Below are 16,397 nucleotides of genomic sequence, written 5' to 3' on the forward strand. Positions count from 1 at the left end.
CCGCGGGCCGGTACCGTTTCAGGGCAAACGGGTCGACGGGCAGGAGGGCGGCAGTGGTGCGGCTGGCTGAGCAGGCGGCGCCGGTCGAGTCCGCCTCGCCCGCGACGCGACGGGAATGGGCGTGGATCTGGGCGCTCGCGGGCGTGGCCGCGGCGGTCTACGCAGCGCTGTCGCTGGTGCGGCTGCGCAACGTCGAGGCCGGCTCCTACGACCTGGTGATCTTCGACCAGGCGATCAGGTCGTACTCCGAGTTCCGGCTGCCGATCGCCATCGTCAAGGGCGTGCACAACGACTTCGGGGCCGGGTTCTCGGTGCTCGGAGATCACTGGTCGCCGATCCTGGCCCTGCTCGCCCCGCTGTACTGGGTGCACGACGGGCCGGAGACGCTGCTGGTCGCGCAGGCGGTGCTGATGGCGGCGGCGGCGGTGCCGCTGTGGGTCTTCGCCCGGCGGGCGCTCGGGCCGGGGGCGGCCTACGCGGTCGCGGCGGCCTACACGCTGTCCTGGCCGGTCGCCGAGGCCGTCGCCTTCGACTTCCACGAGGTGGCGTTCGTGCCGCTGCTCACCGCGGTCATGCTCGAGCGCCGGCAGGCCGGGCGCAGGCTCGGCATGGTGGCGGCCGCGCTGGCGCTGCTGTTCGTCAAGGAGGACATGGGCCTGCTGGTCGCCGGGTTCGGCCTGGTGCTGCTGGTTCAGCGGTCGGTCAAGCTGGGCGCGGTCTTCGTGGCCGGCGGCGTGGCCTTCACCGGGCTGGCCTCCCAGGTGCTCATCCCGGCCTTCGGCGGGCGGCGCGACTACTACTGGGCCTACGGGGCGCTCGGCGACGGGGTGTCCAGCGCGCTCCGGACCGTCGTGACCGACCCGCTCGCCGCGATCGGCCTGCTCGGGACGCCGCCGATCAAGCTGGTGACGATGCTGCTCCTGCTGGCGCTCACCCTGCTGGCGGCACTGGCCTCCCCGCTGGTGCTCATGGCGCTGCCCCTGCTGGCCGAGCGCATGCTGGCCAGTTCCTTCCCCAACTGGTGGGCGCCCGATCACCACTACAACGCCTTCCTGGTCGTGGTGTTGTTCGCGGCGGGGGCGGACGGGATACGGCGCCTCGCCCGGCTGCGCCGGGTCTGGGCCGCCGGGGTCGTGGTGTTCGCGGTGGCCACCGTGCCGTTCTTCGCGCTGGCCGAGCTCGGGAACCCGGACTCCTACCGGTGGTCGGCCAGGGAACGCGCCGCCGTCGAGGCGGCCGCCGTGGTGCCTGACGGAGCGCTGGTCGAGAGCGCCAACTACGTGGGGCCGCAGCTGACCGCGCGCGCCCGGGTGCTGCTGTGGGATCGCACGCCCCGGTGGGCGCCCTGGGTGGTGGCCGACACCGGCAGGCTCACCTTCCCGTTCAAGAGTACGGCGGAGCAGTCAGAACGGCTGCGCATGCTGCGGGCCAACGGCTACCAGGTGCGCTTCGCCCGCGAGGGCTACACCGTGCTGCACCGGCCCGGGCCGGAGCCCCGGCTCTAGGGTCCCGCGGCCTAGGAGCCGCGGCCTAGGAGCCGCGGTCTAGGAGCCGCGGTCTAGGAGCCGCAGCCTAGGAGCCGCGGTCTAGGGGCCGCCGCCGGTCAGGATGCGGTCCACCGTCTGGCTGGCGGCCGAGGTGGCCACGGCGGTGGCCACGGCGATCAGCACGGCCACCAGCGGCGCGGCCAGGCTGCGCAGACTGCGCACGTTCCTGACCCGGGCCCACGGCTCGCCGGCCAGGTGCATGTGGCGCCACTCCCAGAACAGGCCGAGGCCGATGAAGACCAGCGCCACCTGTCCCACCACGATCGCCAGCAGCCGCAGCTTGTCCGGGATGGACACGTCCGGCTCGACGAAGGCGGGGATGTAGGCGGACAACCCGGTGAGCAGGGCCGCCACCATCACGTGCAGCACCTTGGTCATGGGCTGGGTGCCCTTGATCCGCGGGTAGAAGTAGCCGTACAGGAAGCCGAAGGCGGGCAGGGTCAGCAGGTAGCGGGCGTCGAAGAGGTAGTGGGCCAGGTCGGGGCCGTTGGGCAGGCCGTACATGAACACGAACGGCAGGCTCAGCAGCAGGCAGACCACGAACGCCTGCACCCCGTTGTGCCAGGGCGGGCAGGCGGCGCCGGTGGCGAAGGCGGTCTCGGGGTGGCGGCCGTGGTCGGCCAGGGCGGTTTCGAGTTCGGCGCGCTGCTGTTCGAAGTCGGCCATGGACATCTCGCCGGTGCCGATCCTGCCGCGGCCGGACCGGTACAGCTCCTGCTCGGAGTCGAGCAGGAGGCGCTTGTGCAGGGCGGCCCTGACCATCGCCCGGTGCTCCTCCGGGGTCTGCGGCTCGACCAGGCCCTCGGGGGCGGGGCCGAGCAGCCACCACGCGCTGACCCAGGCGACGATCGAGGTGATCGACAGCAGCGGCACGCTCACGTCGAGGTCGGGCAGGTCGCCGCTGCCGCGCGGGGACAGGTAGAGCACCATGAGGCAGACGGTCACGCCGGCCACGGCGGAGGGGTGGTGGATGGCCTCCTGGCGGGCGCCGAGCCGGCGCAGGCGCAGCACCAGCAGGGCGAAGCCGAGCAGGAGCAGTCCCAGGACGCCGCGCACCAGCGGGGTGAGCGCCAGGGAGCCGAAGACCGGGTCGGGGTGGCCGGCGGCGGTGCTCCAGGAGCCGTCGTCCAGCCATTCCGTGGGCGAGCCCTGCATGAGCAGGCTGAGGACGACCGCGGCGGCCACGGCGCGGCGCGACCAGGTCCGGCACACGACGGCGACCGCGGCGATCGGGATCAGCGACCAGAACAGGCCCAGCACCAGGCGGATGCTGTCGGGCGGGTAGACGCCGTGCAGCAGCGCCTTGAACCACAGGGCCAGCGCCAGGGCGCCGACGGCGGTCCCGGCGGCCACGGTGGCCAGCCGTACGACCACGAAGCGGATGCCGAGGTCGGAGCTGAAGACGATCGCCGAGCCCGCGGCGGCCAGGACCGTGACGGCGGTGGCGGCGATCAGCACGGGATACGGGAGCTGGACGTGGCGGCCCGACCAGAGGAGCATGCCGAAGGCGAGCAGCACGCCGAGCGCCGTGACGATGAGCGCGTCGCGGGTGGTCCAGGGCGCGGGGGTGGGCACGACGCGGGTGGCGTGGCGCAGCGCGAACAGGGGCAGGGCGCCGAACATCACCACGTAGGCGATGCCCTCCAGGCCCGTGGCGTAGAACGGGCTGGCCAGGATGGGCAGGGCGAGGGCCAGCACGAAGGCGAGCTCGCGGTTGCGCGGCTGCCGCCACCACGCCGGGCCGAGCGAGCGCAGCAGGAGGGCGATGAGCGCCAGCGCGGTGCCGATGGCCAGCTCGGTGCCCCATGAGAAGGCGGGTTCCTGCTCCTGGTCGGCGAAGCCGTAGGAGTCGTGCACGAGGGTGACGGTGACGCGGAAGTTGACCGTGAACTGCAGCCGCTCGGCCTCCTCGCGCTCGGGTTCGATGCCCGAGGTGCGCAGGACGGTCCATTCGGTCGGGAACAGGGTGATCGTGCGCTGCGGGGTCAGCAGCGGGTGGGCGGTCGGGCTGTTGAACTCGAGGTTCAGCTCCTGGCCGCGGGCGAGCTGGCGCAGGACGATCACCTGGAAGCGCGCGGTGGTCTTGCCCGCGGAGGTGACGAGCTCGGCCGGGTAACGCACCGTGGGCGCCAGCCAGCCGCCGCTGACCGCGGTCACGCCGAGGCCCTTGTCGATCACCGTGCGCAGATCGGCGGGCTGGGCGCTCCTGAGCCAGGCGGCGAGCGGGTCCTCCTCGTCCATGCGGAACGTGTGCGTGATCGTCACCCGGGCCTGGTCCAGCCGTTCGTCGATGCGGGCCCTGGGGACCTGGCGCAGGTCCTCGGAGGTGGCCCGGGCGATGGTGACGTCGGTGGTGACCTTGCGCTCCCCGGCGGTGTCGGCGGGCAGGGGGCGCGAGGGGTCCGGCACCACGGGGGACAGCGGCCGGTCGACGGGCGTCGCGAGGACGGTACTCCAGATGATCGCCGCCGCCGAGATCGCGGCAAGCCCGTACGCGACGATCATTCGGATCAGGCCCACACCTTGGATGATTCATCTGTGGCGGCTGATGTTCCACGCGAGTAGGTAACGGTGTGATTACACCGGTCCGCCGGATTTCTAGATCGCACTAGTCTGCCCCCTTTGTGCCGATGAGCAGAGAGGGGACTGCGAAATCGTGTGGATCACCCGGCGACTTCGCCGCAACAAGGAGAAGGGAGTGCCTGACGACGGCCGCTTCCCGGTCGAGCGGAAGTGGGCCTGGCAACTACAGCTGACCGCCCAGGCGGAGACGGCCCTCATGGCCGGACTGCGCGCCTACGACGAAGCCGGCGGCGAACTCACCATCCACGGGGAACACGGGGTCCTGACGCTGTCCGGACCGCCCCGGGCGATCTCGCTGTACGTGCTGGCCGCGCGCTTCGCCGCGCTCAGCCACAACGCCCTGCGCGACCCCGCCGGCGCGGTCGCGGGCCTCATGAAGGTACTGGTCGAGGTCGGCCAGCCCGGGGTCCTGCACCTGAGCGGACCCGTCGGCGCCGAGGTCCTCGCGGCCGTCCGCGAGGTCACCGGGGAGCTCGGCAGCTGGTACGGCGACGCCGCCCTCGGTTACGTGTCGGTGGTGGCGCCCGGGGACGACGAGAACACCCTGATGATCGATCTGGGCAAGGTGGCCGATCGCCACCGTGCCGGTGAGCCCATGCGGGAGGTGGTCCAGCGGCTCATCGACGACGGTGAGGTCACCTGGGCCCGGCCGCCCGTGGGGGAGCAGCGGCGCCTGGTTCTCCGATAGCACGACGAAGGGGGTACGGCGCGCTCCGCCGTACCCCCTGTGCGTGTGTCAGCTGCCGCGCTTGGCGCGGGCGGCGGTGCGGGCGCGGGTGGCCGCGTCGAGGACGACCTTGCGGATGCGGACCGTCTCCGGCGTGATCTCCACGCACTCGTCGTCGCGGATGAACTCCAGCGCCTGCTCCAGCGAGAGCACCCGCGGCGGCGTCAGCGTCTCGGTGACGTCGGCCGTGGAGGAGCGCATGTTGGTGAGCTTCTTCTCCTTGGTGATGTTGACGTCCATGTCGTCGGAGCGGGAGTTCTCCCCGACGATCATGCCTTCGTACACCTCCGTGGTGGGGGAGACGAAGAGCGTGCCGCGCTCCTGCAGGTTGAGCATCGCGAACGCGGTGACCGGACCGGAGCGGTCGGCCACCAGCGAGCCGTTGTTGCGGGTGCGCAGCTCGCCGAACCACGGCTCGTACGCCTCGAAGACGTGGTGCACCAGGCCGGTGCCGCGCGTCTCGGTGAGGAACTCGGTGCGGAAGCCGATCAGGCCGCGGGCCGGGACCACGAACTCCATCCGGATCCAGCCGGTGCCGTGGTTGGTCATGTGCTCCATGCGGCCCTTGCGGACGGCCAGCAGCTGGGTGACGGCGCCGAGGTACTCCTCGGGGCAGTCGACCGTCAGGCGCTCGACCGGCTCGTGCACCTTGCCGTCGATCTCCTTGGTGACGACCTGCGGCTTGCCGACAGTCAGCTCGTAGCCCTCGCGGCGCATCTGCTCGACCAGGATGGCCAGCGCCAGCTCGCCACGGCCCTGGACCTCCCACGCGTCGGGGCGCTCGGTGGGCAGCACCCGCAGCGAGACGTTGCCGACGAGCTCCTTCTCCAGGCGGTCCTTGACCATGCGGGCGGTGACCTTGGCGCCCTTGACCTTGCCGACCAGCGGCGAGGTGTTGGTGCCGATGGTCATCGAGATGGCCGGCTCGTCCACCGTGATGAGCGGCAGCGGGCGCGGGTCGTCGGGGTCGGCGAGGGTCTCACCGATCATGATCTCCGGGATGCCCGCGATCGCGATGATGTCACCGGGGCCCGCCTCCTCGGCGGGCTTGCGCTCCAGCGCCTCGGTCATCAGCAGCTCGGTGATCTTGACACGCTGGATCGTGCCATCGGTCTTGCACCAGGCGACCTGCTGGCCTTTCTTCATCGTGCCCTGGTGGATGCGGCACAGCGCGATCCGGCCCAGGTAGGAGGAGGCGTCGAGGTTGGTGACGTGGGCCTGCAGCGGCGCGCTCGGGTCGTAGGTGGGCGCCGGGATCGTCGACTTGATGATGTCGAACAGCGGCTCGAGGTCCTCGGAGTCGGGCATGCCGCCGTCGGCGGGCCGCGCCAGCGAGGCGCGACCGGCCTTGGCCGAGGCGTAGACGATCGGGAACTCGATCTGGTCGTCGGTCGCGTCGAGGTCCATGAACAGCGCGTAGACCTCGTCCACGACCTCGGCGATGCGGGCGTCGGGCCGATCGACCTTGTTGATGCACAGGATGACCGGCATCTTGGCGGCCAGCGCCTTGCGCAGCACGAACCGGGTCTGCGGCAGCGGCCCCTCGGAGGCGTCCACCAGCAGCACCACGCCGTCGACCATCGACAGCCCGCGCTCGACCTCGCCGCCGAAGTCGGCGTGGCCGGGGGTGTCGATGATGTTGATGGTCATGTCGCCGTGCTTGACGGCGGTGTTCTTGGCGAGAATGGTGATGCCCTTCTCGCGCTCGAGGTCGTTGGAGTCCATGACGCGGTCGTCGACGTCCTGGTTGGCGCGGAAGGCCCCGGACTGCCAGAGCATGGCGTCGACCAGCGTGGTCTTGCCATGGTCGACGTGCGCGATGATCGCGATGTTCCGCAGGTCGTCGCGGCTGTTCAAAGGCATGATGACGTCTCGCTCTGTGATCGTGGAGGCTGACCGCGCGAACCGCGGCCGTTTAAGTCTAGTTGATCCCGCTCATGGCAGGTGCGGGCTCGTCGCTGCCCAGTGAAACCGCGCCGTCAGGCGTGAGCAGGAACGACAGGGTCACTGTGGTGAACATCTCGGCGACCACTTCTGATTCCTTGAGCGTCATTTCCCTACCGCGGACGCAGAGATACATAGCCGCATGCACATTCGTGATGATGCCGGGACGCGCGATGCTCCCTACATTGGCGGCATGACCTGGACAGAGATGGTCATGCAGGCCGCGCCGGCGCGCGGCGACCGGCCCGCCGTCACCGACGTGCGCACCGGTGAAGTCATGACTTATGCCACTCTCGTCCGCCGAGTCACGCACGCGGCGGCAGGGTTGCGCCGCCACGGGCTGCGGTACGGCGACCGCGTGCTGGTCGACCTGCCGCCCGGCGCGGCGCTGCCCTGCGCCGTGCACGCCGTCGCGTGGTCGGGCGGCGTCGCGGTGCTCGGCCCCACGAGCACCGCCGCCGGCCTGGCCATCGTCAACCGAAGGCGCGAGACGCGGGCGGAGAAGGTGTTCACCTTCGAGCCCGGCCAGGGGGCCGACCGGTTCTCCTCGCTGATCGGCGAGGCGTCGGTCGACTTCGGCCCGCTCGCCGGCCCCGCCCTGAGCCTCGACGGGCGGCACGTCCTGACGCACGAGGACCTCACCGGCGACCTGCGCAGGCTGGCCACCCGGCTGCACATCGTCAAGGACGACGTGGTCCTCGTCGCCGTCAACGACCCGCTCAAGGCGCTGCGGACGATGGACCTCGTCTTCGCCTGCGGCGCGCAGGTCGTGGTGGCGCACGAGCCGACGCTCATCGGCTGCCGGGTGCTGGCCAGCGAGCACGCGGCCACGCTGGTCGTGGCGCCGTACGAACTGGCCAGGCGGCTGCTGGGCGATCCGCTGCTGCGCGTGATCGACGACCGGGCGGTCGTGAGCTCACTCGCTCTGTGAGAAACCGGTGACAGAGAGCGCCAAGTGAGCGAGGGTGAAAGCATGGCGGATGCCCCGCGGCACAATCTGCCCGTCGAGCCCAACAGGTTCGTCGGCCGGGAGCGTGACATCGCCGACCTGTGCGCGCTGTTCGACGAGACGCGCGCGGTGACCCTCTGCGGCGTCGGCGGCATCGGGAAGACCAGGCTGGCCATGCGCGTGGCCGACCGGCTGGTCGGCGGCTTCGCCGACGGCGTGTGGCTGGTCGAGCTGGCCTCGATCACCCGGCCCGAGCTGGTGGCGCAGGAGATCGCCGAGGTGTTCGGGCTGGAGAGTGAGCGCGGCCAGGACCTCCTCGACGCCGTCGTCGCCCGGCTGGCCGGCGCCCGGTGCCTGATCCTGCTGGACAACTGCGAGCACCTGGTCGAGGCCACCGCCCATGTGGCCGCGGCGCTGCTGGCCGGCTGCCCCGGCGTGCGCGTGCTGGCCACCAGCCGGGAGGCGTTGCGCATCCCCGGCGAGCTGATGTGGCACGTGCCGCCGCTCGACCTGCCCGGCGACGACCCGGCGCGGGCCGAGTCCGTGCGCCTGTTCCTGAACCGCGCCCGGGCCGCCGGCACCCGGCTCGGCGAGGAGAGCCTGAGGGACGTGGCCAGGCTCTGCCACGCCCTCGACGGGTTGCCGCTGGCCCTGGAACTCGCCGCCGCCCGCACCCGCATGCTCAGCCCCGGCCAGATCGCCGACCGCATCGACGACCGCTTCGCCCTGCTCACCACGGGCGACCGTACGGCTCCCGCCCGCCAGCGCACGCTGGCCGCGGCGGTCGAGTGGAGCCACGACCTGCTCTCGCAGGCGGAGAGGACGCTGCTGCGCCGGTTGTCGGTGCTGGCCGGCGGCTTCGACCTGGACCTGGTCGAACGCGTGTGCGCGGAGCCACCGCTGTCGGAGTCGCGGATCGTCACGCTGCTCGGCGCGCTCGTGGACAAGTCGCTGGTGATCTGCGACGCGGGACGGGGCCGGTTTCGCCTGCTCGACACCATCCGGCAGTTCGCCGCCGAGCGGCTGGCCGACTCCGACGAGGAGCGGATGGTGCGCGACCTGCACCTGCGGGTGCTGTGCAAGCTCCAGGAGCGGGCCTTCGAGACGGAGTTCCTCACCCCCGGCCTCACCTGGCAGGAGCGCCTGGCCGCCCACACCGGCAGCCGCGAGCGGCTCGACGACCAGCGGGCGGCGCTGGAGTGGGCGCTGCGCTCGGGCAACCTCACCATGGGCCTGCGCCTGTGCATGCGCAGCAGCGGGCTGCTCTCGCTCGGCGGCAGCGCCGCGGAGGTGGTCGGCTGGATCGAGCGCCTGCTCGGCCAGGACCTCAGCCACGTGCCGCCGGAGCAGGTCGCGCTGGCCAAGGGGTACATGGCCTACGGCCTGCTGACCCGCGACGACCTCGACAGCGGCCTGAACGCCGCGCGTGAGGGCCTCGCGGGCATGGCCGGCGACCCGTTCGTGCTGGCCACCGCCCACACCGTCGCCGCCGGCGCGCTGCTGCGCATGGGCAGGGGCGACGAGGCGGCCGGGCACATCGAGACCGCGCTGGCCGTGGCCCGGCAGCAGGGCGACCGCTTCAACGAGACCGGGGCGCTCATCGAGGGGTCCATCCAGGCGCTGCAGCGCGGCCGCCAGCGCGAAGGCCAGCGCGGCGCCGAGGAGGCCCACGCCGCGGCCACCGCGCACGCCCACCCGTGGATCCTCGCGATGGCCACCTCCCACCTCGGCCTCGCCGCCGAGACCAGAGGCGACCTGGAGACGGCCGCCGAGCAGTACGGCGCGGCCATCTCCTGGCTGCGCAAACTCGGCAACCGCGGCGACCTGGCCCAGAACCTCGCCAGGAGCAGCCGGGTCCGCGCGCAACTGGGCGACGTCCAGGCCGCCAGGGAACAACTGGCCGAGGCGCTGTCGGTGGCCCGCGAGTGCGGCCTGCGGCAGGCGCTCAACCGGTGCATGGTGTCGCTGAGCGCGCTGGCCAGGGCCGAGGGCGACTTGGAGGGCGCCGTCCTGGCCTCGGCGGCGGTGGCCGCCCTGCGCGAGTCGATGGGGCAGCGGACCGGCTCGGTCAAGGTCGACGAGCTGCTGGCGGCGGCCCGGGCCCAGCTCGGTGAGGGCCGTACCACCGCGTTGTGGTCCCGCGGGCGCTCCCGGCCCGCGTTCGAGGTGGCCACGCTGGTGCTGGAAGGCCGTCGGCCCGAGCCGGTGGACGCCGGTCCGCTCCAGGTGGAGGCGCCGCCGGCCGCGCTGCTGACCACCCGCGAGCGGGAGATCGCCGGCCTGCTCACCCGGGGCCTGTCCAACAAGGCCATCGCCGGGGAGCTCGTGATCAGCCCCGCCACGGTCGCCCGGCACATCGCCAACATCATGGAGAAACTCGGCTACACCTCCCGGGCGCAGATCGCCGTGTGGGCGGCCGATCACGGGGTGCCTTCTGCATAACGATCTGCATAATCCGCCCCATGTGCCGGGAAGGCCGCGTCTTTACCGTGGTCGCATGGAGCAGCGGATCGTCATGATCGACCCCGGGACGGGACAGACGCTCACCGAAGAGCAGCACGATGAGCGGCTGGCCACGGCGGCCGCGCTGCTCCGGCGCCGAGGGGTGCGGGCGGGTGACACCGTCCTGGTCTGCCTGCCGGTCGGGTCCGACCTTCTGGTGACCGCCGACGCGGTGATGGCCGCGGGAGCCGTCGTCTCGCCGCTGGCACCCGACGGCGACGGCATGCGCGAACGGATCGCCGGCAGCTCCGCCCGGCTGATGATCTCCGACGACCCGCGGGCCTGGGAAGCCGCCGCGGACTCGCGGATCAGGGTCGTGATGAGCGTCGCAGAACTGGGTGCATAAGCTCGGTTTCATGCCATTTGCCGCAAATTTCCCCGTCATGCTCAGAACCACGGACGGCATCCGCCTCGAAGGCGCCCACACGCCGGGCGCCTCTGACATCGGCATCGTGCTCGCCCACGGGTTCACCGGGTCGTGGCGGTGCGCGGACACGCGGCGCATCACCCACGTCTTCAGCCGGTTCGGCGGCGTGGTGTCCTTCGACTTCCGCGGTCACGGCCGCTCGGGCGGCGAAACCACCGTGGGCGACCTGGAGGTCCTGGACGTGGAGGCCGCGGTACGGCACGCCCGGGTCATCGGATACCGCAAGGTGGCCGTGGTCGGCTTCTCCATGGGGGCGGCCATCGCCGTACGGCATGCGGCCCTGCACGGCGGGGTGGACGCGGTCGTGGCGGTCAGCGGGCCGGCGCGCTGGTACTACCGGGGCACCAAGCCCATGCGCCAGGTCCACTGGGCGATCGAGCGCCCCATCGGCCGGATGGCCGCCCGCGTGGTGAAGCGCACCCGCATCGCCCGCGGCCAGTGGGACCCCGTGCCCATGCCCCCGCACGAAGCCGCCGCCCTCATCTCGCCCACGCCGCTGCTCGTGGTCCACGGGGACGCCGACACCTTCTTCCCGCTCGACCACGCCCACCAACTCCACTCCGCCGCCCGGGAACCCAAGGAGCTGTGGGTCGAGCCCGGGTACGGCCACGCCGAGTCGGCCGCCCGGCCTGACCTGGTGCGGCGGATCGGGAAGTGGATTGTTTCGAACCTTTCCTGAGTAATAGTCGTCTACCTAGGGCGGATGGAAAGAAACCGCCGGGAGAAAGACCTTGGGGAAGGAAAACATCCCCGGTGGGACCTTGGGACATACTTCAGGTAGTCCTGTGGTCGCCCAGCGTTGCGGGGGCGCGCTGGGTTGCCCATCTCGGCATGCGAAGAGGGTCCGCACTGGCAAGCGGGCCCTTTTCGTATTCCCCATCCCCTTCACCCAGTCCCAACACCCAAGGGGGATGGGGGTTAGCCGAGGCGGGCGATGGTTTTGTACTCCAGGTAGGCGTTGAGGCCCTCGGGGCCGAGTTCGCGGCCGAGGCCGCTGGCCTTGTAGCCGCCGAAGGGGACGTTGGCCTCCAGCATCAGGCAGTTGACGCCGTAGGTCCCGGTGCGGACCTGGCGGGCGATGTCCATGCCGTGGTCGGCGTCGGCGGTCCAGACCGTGCCGGACAGGCCGTACTCGCTGTCGTTGGCCAGGCGGATGGCGTCGGCTTCGTCGTCGTAGGGGATGACGGTCAGGACGGGGCCGAAGATCTCCTCGCGGGCGATGCGCATGTCGTTGGTGGCGCCGGCGAAGACGGTCGGGGCGACGTACCAGCCGCGGTCCATGGGCCTGGACAGGCCGCCGACCACCACTTTGGCGCCCTCGTCCATGCCGGTCTTGATGTAGCCCTCGACGCGCTCCTGCTGCCGCTTGGCGACCAGCGGGCCGATGCCGGTGGCCGGGTCGGCGGGGTCGCCCACGGGCTGGGACGTCACCATGCCGGCGACGGCCTCCACGACCTCGTCGTACCGGTTGCGCGAGGCGAGGATGCGGGTCTGGGCGACGCACGCCTGGCCGTTGTTCATGAGGGAGGCGATGGCCAGCATGCCCATGCTGGCGGGCAGGTCGGCGTCGTCGAGGATGATGGCGGCGGACTTGCCGCCGAGTTCGAGGCTGACGCGCTTGAGCTGCTCGCCGCAGATGGCGGCGATGCGGCGGCCGGCGGCGGTGGAGCCGGTGAAGGCGACCTTGTCGACGCCGGGGTGGGAGACGAGGTGTTCGCCGGCCTCGCGGCCCGCGGGGACGATGTTGAGGACGCCGTCGGGGATCCCGGCCTCCTTCACCATCTCGGCGAACAGGTAGGAGTCGAGCGGCGTCTCGGGGGCGGGCTTGAGCACGATCGTGCAGCCGGCCAGCAGCGCCGGGGCGACCTTGGTCATGGCGACGAACTGCGGGACGTTCCACGGGACGATGGCGGCGACGACGCCGACGGGTTCGCGGCGGACCGTGGTCGGGCCGAACAGGCCGGGCCGCTGCTCCTCCTGCGCGAAGGTCTTGCCGTACTCGGCGTAGAACTGCAGCATGCCGAGCGGCTGCGGCGCCTGGGCGAGGTTGGAGAACGTGATGGGCGAGCCCATCTCCTCGGTGATCAGCGCGGCCATCTCGCCTTGCCGGGCGGCGTAGATGCCGGCGAGCCGGTCGATGACGGCGGCCCGCTCGGCGAAGGTCATCCGCGGCCAGGGCCCGTGGTCGAAGGCCGCGCGGGCGGCGGCGACCGCGCGGTCCATGTCGGCCGGGGTGCCGTCGGGGACGCGGCCGACGACCTCTTCGGTGTGGGGGGAGATGACGTCGATCACACCGGTGCCCGCGGGGGCCACCCATTCGCCCCCGATGAACAGCGTGTCGTGCTGGCGCATGTCGTGAGCCTCCTACCGACCGAATGCTTGCTTGGTAAGTCTCGCTCCGCCGGAGAGCGGTGTCCAGGGAAACCGAACCATGTTCTGTGGAGATCGGCAAGGGATCGGCGAGAGGCGGGGAAAGGGTGATCGGCCAGGGACGGGAAAGAGCGAGGGGTACGGCGGCGCCGCGCCGTACCCCTCACGGGTGGGAAACCGTCAGCCGAGCAGGTGCTTCAGCGCCCGCTTGACCAGGTCGGTGCGGGTGGCCTGCGTGGTCAGGCTTTCCGCGCCGAAGCCGAGGTAGACGGTGTCCCGGGTGGTGATGCCGCCGCCCTCCTCGAAGACCTGGTTGGTGCGGAACCACGTGTTCACCGACGGCGCCGAGCCGGCCGGCGGGTCGGTGGCGGTCCAGCCGCCCAGGTCGGACTCGAAGGAGGTCTGCTCGGTGGTGGCGCCGTCCAGGGTGACCGCGAAGTCGTCCAGGAAGACGCCGGCGCCCTGGGTGGCCCAGTCGCTGATGGAGGAGATCGACAGCTCGACCTTCTTGCCCGCGTACGGGGTCAGGTCGACCTTCCACTGCTGCCAGCCGGCCCCGTTGCCCGAGGCGGCGTGCCAGGCGCCGCTGGAGCCGGCCGGCTCGCAGTTGGGTCCCTGGTAGCGCTGGGTGAACGGGTGGATGACGCGCCAGCCGCCGGAGTTCTCGGTCTTGCAGCTCTCTCCGGTGTCCTGGGTGGTGTGGCCGTTGAGGTCGGGCAGGGTGGTCCAGTCGTCCTGGCCGGCGGTGCGGGCCTCGACCGTCAGGAAGTCCCAGGCGGCCTCGGTGTCGAAGGAGGTCCAGAACGACAGGGAGCCGCTGGACTTGCCGGTCAGGTCGATGGTCTTGGTCAGGCGCTTCCACGAGACGTCGGCGATGCCGCTGTAGACGTCCCAGGCGCCGGTGTGCGGGTCGAACGGGCCGCCGGGCCGTACCCACTTGACCTGGGCGGAGCTGGCGAACAGCGGGAACTGCGCGGCGGGCAGGATGGCGGAGGTGGCCACGTAGGAGTTGGTGTGGCTCGGCTCCAGCGTGCCGGTGAAGCCCTCGAAGGCGCCGCCCTTGCCCTGGAGTGCGAAGGGGTTGCCGGTGCCGTGGTCGGTGCCGGCGTCGTCGAAGAAGACGTAGGCGCCGAGCCAGTACTGCTGGAAGTCGTTGAAGATCGGGATGCACGGCGGGTCGTCGGGGACCGTGCACTCGGGCAGCGCGGGCTGGTTGGGCTGGTAGTAGTAGGCGCCGTTGTTGTTGGCGGCGAACGACGGGTACTTGCCGGCGTGCAGCAGCTTGCCGCCCTCGTTGAGGTAGTCGCGCACGGCCAGTTCGGTGTCGACGCCGAGCTTGGAGGTGGTGCCGGCGACCTGGCCCGTGCTTCTCGGGATGATGTCGTCGCCGGTCTCCCAGACGACGGCCCGGTAGTGGCTCAGGTTGCCCAGCGGGTGCGGGGCCTTGCGGCCGAGCTTGTCGATGTCGTAGACGTCGGAGCTGTGGCCGGCCTCGTCGAGTGATGTCACGTACTCGTCGGCGTATTTGGCCTCGGTCACGCCCTGGGCGGGGCTGATGCCGGTGACGTCCTCGGCGGCCAGTACGAGCACCTTGCCGCCGATGTCGGTGTTGACCTTGTAGGTGAACGAGTCGCTCTTCTTGGTCAGCGAGCTGAACCAGACCTTCACCGAGTCACCCGGCTTCGTGCCGGTGATCTTGCCGCGCATCCAGTGGTAGTAGCGGTTGTAGCCCTTGCCGTAGCGCTCGCCGCCCTTCCACTCGCCGGCCAGGGCGATCTTGGTCCTGCCGCCGTTGACCTGGTAGTGCATCCAGATCGGGCCCAGCTTGCGCTTGGCGTTGACCTGGACGACCTGGTCACGGCCGTTGCTGGTCTCGAAGGGGTCGAGGACGAAGTCGGGAGTGGTGTTGCCCAGGTGGCTGGACGGCTCGACGGGGTTCGGCGCGGACTTGGCGACGTCGAGGGCGAAGGGGATGTTCTTCTCGAACTCCGCCTGGACCAGCGCCTCGTCGTCGGGGAAGACGAAGCCGCAGCCTTCACAGCCCTCGTTCAGCTCGGGGGTCCAGGACAGCGTGCCGTACTCGCCGTGCGCGCGGTCGTTGGTGTCGCCGTTGGTGATGTACAGCTCGGCGCCGAGATCGGGGTCGAAGCCGGGGATGGCCGGGTTGGCGTCGTCGCCGGACAGTGCCTCGTAGATCGGGTTGTCCGCGGTTTCCGTGGCGATCTGCACGCCCATCGGGTAGAGGATCAGCGGCCCGAAGGAGTGGTAGTTGACGTTGAAGGCGAAGCGGATGCGCTTCATCAGCCCGTCGAACGCCTTGGTCTCCGGCTCGCTGGCCGGGCCGGGGCCGCGGTAGGTGTCGCTGCTCGGGATCGAGGAGGAGCCCTCCTCGTCGTAGTGGAAGTTGGTGGGGAAGTTCCGGTTCGGGTCCACGCCGTCGCCGCGGGTGATGGCGCCGTCGCCGTTGTTGTCGCGCAGGTTCTTGCGCCACAGGCGGTTGCCCTCGGTGAAGGTGAAGTCGTAGCCGTCGGGGTTGGCCACCGGCAGGAACCACAGCTCGCTGGTGCCCAGCAGGCGCTTGAGCGCGTTCTTGTTGGCCACCACGTGCTTCAGCAGCCGCAGGTTGACCTCGGCGGCGATCCATTCGCGGGCGTGCTGGGTGGCGGAGTAGAGCACCGCGGGCTTGGCGCCGTCGGGCAGGATGCGGGCCAGGTTGGTGACCTTGGCCGCGAGGATGTCCTTGCCCTGGACGGTCTTGCCGATGGACATCAGCTTGACGACGTCCTTGTTGGCGCCGGCGATGGCCCTGAGCTGGTCGGCGATGCCGCCCGGCTCGGAGTAGGACTTCCAGACGTTGTACCCGGCGGCGGCCTGGGCCCTGGCCGCCTCCAGTTGTGTCTGGCCCTGCTGGTTGCGCACGGGCTCGGGCTTGTGGCCGAGTTTGGCCAGCCCGGCGAGCCCCGCCTGGTCGGCGGTCAGCTCGATGTGCTCCTTGCCCGCGGTCACCTGCTGCTGGACGACGTCGTAGCCGGCTTCCCTCAGTTTCTCGCCGGTGCCCAGGGGGCTTTCGAGCTGGTAGAGCTCGATCCGGTCGGCGGGCGGGAGCGGGTCGACGACCGCCGCCTGGGCCTCCACGGCGACGAGGGAGGTGGCTAAGCCGAGTAAGACGGCGGAGAGGAGCGCTAATGAACGAGACACGGTCTGCCCCTTCGCAGAGACGATTCGCTCGAAATCTCGCCCGGCGCTGTGACCTCGGCAAGGCCCAAAGTTCCGGGCCAGCTCACAAAGTGGTAGATACTTCGCCAATGGTGCATGGGTTCGCCGGTTCCGGTGGCAAGCACCAAGATC

11 protein-coding genes are annotated in these 16,397 nt (G+C 71.0%); 6 read left to right on the plus strand and 5 right to left on the minus strand.

The features are described from left to right. The first annotated feature begins 53 nt into the window (after positions 1 to 53). Positions 54 to 1,505 carry a DUF2079 domain-containing protein gene (locus FVE25_RS32500; RefSeq protein WP_157250925.1) on the plus strand — a complete coding sequence of 484 codons (1,452 nt, stop codon included), beginning with the start codon at positions 54 to 56 and terminating at the stop codon, positions 1,503 to 1,505. An 81-nt stretch (positions 1,506 to 1,586) separates the two neighbouring features. Here the strand turns inward: FVE25_RS32500 and FVE25_RS32505 are convergent, their stop codons facing one another. Beyond that, positions 1,587 to 4,067, minus strand: a complete 2,481-nt coding sequence (locus tag FVE25_RS32505) for a hypothetical protein (RefSeq protein ID WP_157250926.1) — start codon at positions 4,065 to 4,067, stop codon at positions 1,587 to 1,589. A 178-nt stretch (positions 4,068 to 4,245) separates the two neighbouring features. Here FVE25_RS32505 and FVE25_RS32510 point away from each other — a divergent pair, with 178 nt between their 5' ends. Continuing rightward, positions 4,246 to 4,818 (plus strand): hypothetical protein, encoded by a 573-nt coding sequence (locus FVE25_RS32510; RefSeq protein ID WP_157250927.1) that lies wholly within the window; start codon positions 4,246 to 4,248, stop codon positions 4,816 to 4,818. A 48-nt stretch (positions 4,819 to 4,866) separates the two neighbouring features. Here the strand turns inward: FVE25_RS32510 and typA are convergent, their stop codons facing one another. Then, positions 4,867 to 6,720 carry a translational GTPase TypA gene (gene typA, locus FVE25_RS32515; RefSeq protein WP_157250928.1) on the minus strand — a complete coding sequence of 618 codons (1,854 nt, stop codon included), beginning with the start codon at positions 6,718 to 6,720 and terminating at the stop codon, positions 4,867 to 4,869. 58 nt (positions 6,721 to 6,778) lie between these two features. Next, complete coding sequence (locus FVE25_RS56490; protein ID WP_281367933.1) at positions 6,779 to 6,910, minus strand: hypothetical protein; 132 nt, start codon at positions 6,908 to 6,910, stop codon at positions 6,779 to 6,781. Between the two features lie 84 nt (positions 6,911 to 6,994). On the opposite strand from FVE25_RS56490, the gene FVE25_RS32520 reads away from it, so the two are divergent. Genes FVE25_RS32520 through FVE25_RS32535 form a run of 4 tightly spaced genes read left to right on the plus strand, consistent with a single transcriptional unit; the run spans position 6,995 to position 11,358 of the window. Beyond that, entirely contained in the window at positions 6,995 to 7,732 is a 738-nt protein-coding gene (locus tag FVE25_RS32520) for an AMP-binding protein (protein ID WP_157250929.1), read from the plus strand. 42 nt (positions 7,733 to 7,774) lie between these two features. Beyond that, on the plus strand, positions 7,775 to 10,192 hold the full coding sequence (locus tag FVE25_RS32525; protein WP_157250930.1) for a LuxR C-terminal-related transcriptional regulator: 2,418 nt from the start codon (positions 7,775 to 7,777) through the stop codon (positions 10,190 to 10,192). Positions 10,193 to 10,247: 55 nt separating this feature from the next. Next, complete coding sequence (locus FVE25_RS32530) at positions 10,248 to 10,598, plus strand: AMP-binding protein (RefSeq protein WP_157250931.1); 351 nt, start codon at positions 10,248 to 10,250, stop codon at positions 10,596 to 10,598. A gap of 10 nt (positions 10,599 to 10,608) precedes the next feature. Next, entirely contained in the window at positions 10,609 to 11,358 is a 750-nt protein-coding gene (locus FVE25_RS32535) for an alpha/beta hydrolase (protein WP_246267750.1), read from the plus strand. A gap of 239 nt (positions 11,359 to 11,597) precedes the next feature. On the opposite strand, the gene FVE25_RS32540 is transcribed toward FVE25_RS32535, so the two are convergent. Together FVE25_RS32540 and FVE25_RS32545 are read right to left on the minus strand one after the other, a co-directional pair. Beyond that, positions 11,598 to 13,031, minus strand: coding sequence for an aldehyde dehydrogenase (locus tag FVE25_RS32540; protein ID WP_157250932.1), 1,434 nt, complete (start codon positions 13,029 to 13,031; stop codon positions 11,598 to 11,600). Between the two features lie 198 nt (positions 13,032 to 13,229). Next, entirely contained in the window at positions 13,230 to 16,247 is a 3,018-nt protein-coding gene (locus FVE25_RS32545; RefSeq protein WP_157250933.1) for a M14 family metallopeptidase, read from the minus strand. Positions 16,248 to 16,397 lie beyond the last annotated feature (150 nt).

Source organism: Nonomuraea typhae (assembly GCF_009760925.1).
In the GTDB taxonomy this organism is placed as follows: domain Bacteria; phylum Actinomycetota; class Actinomycetes; order Streptosporangiales; family Streptosporangiaceae; genus Nonomuraea; species Nonomuraea typhae.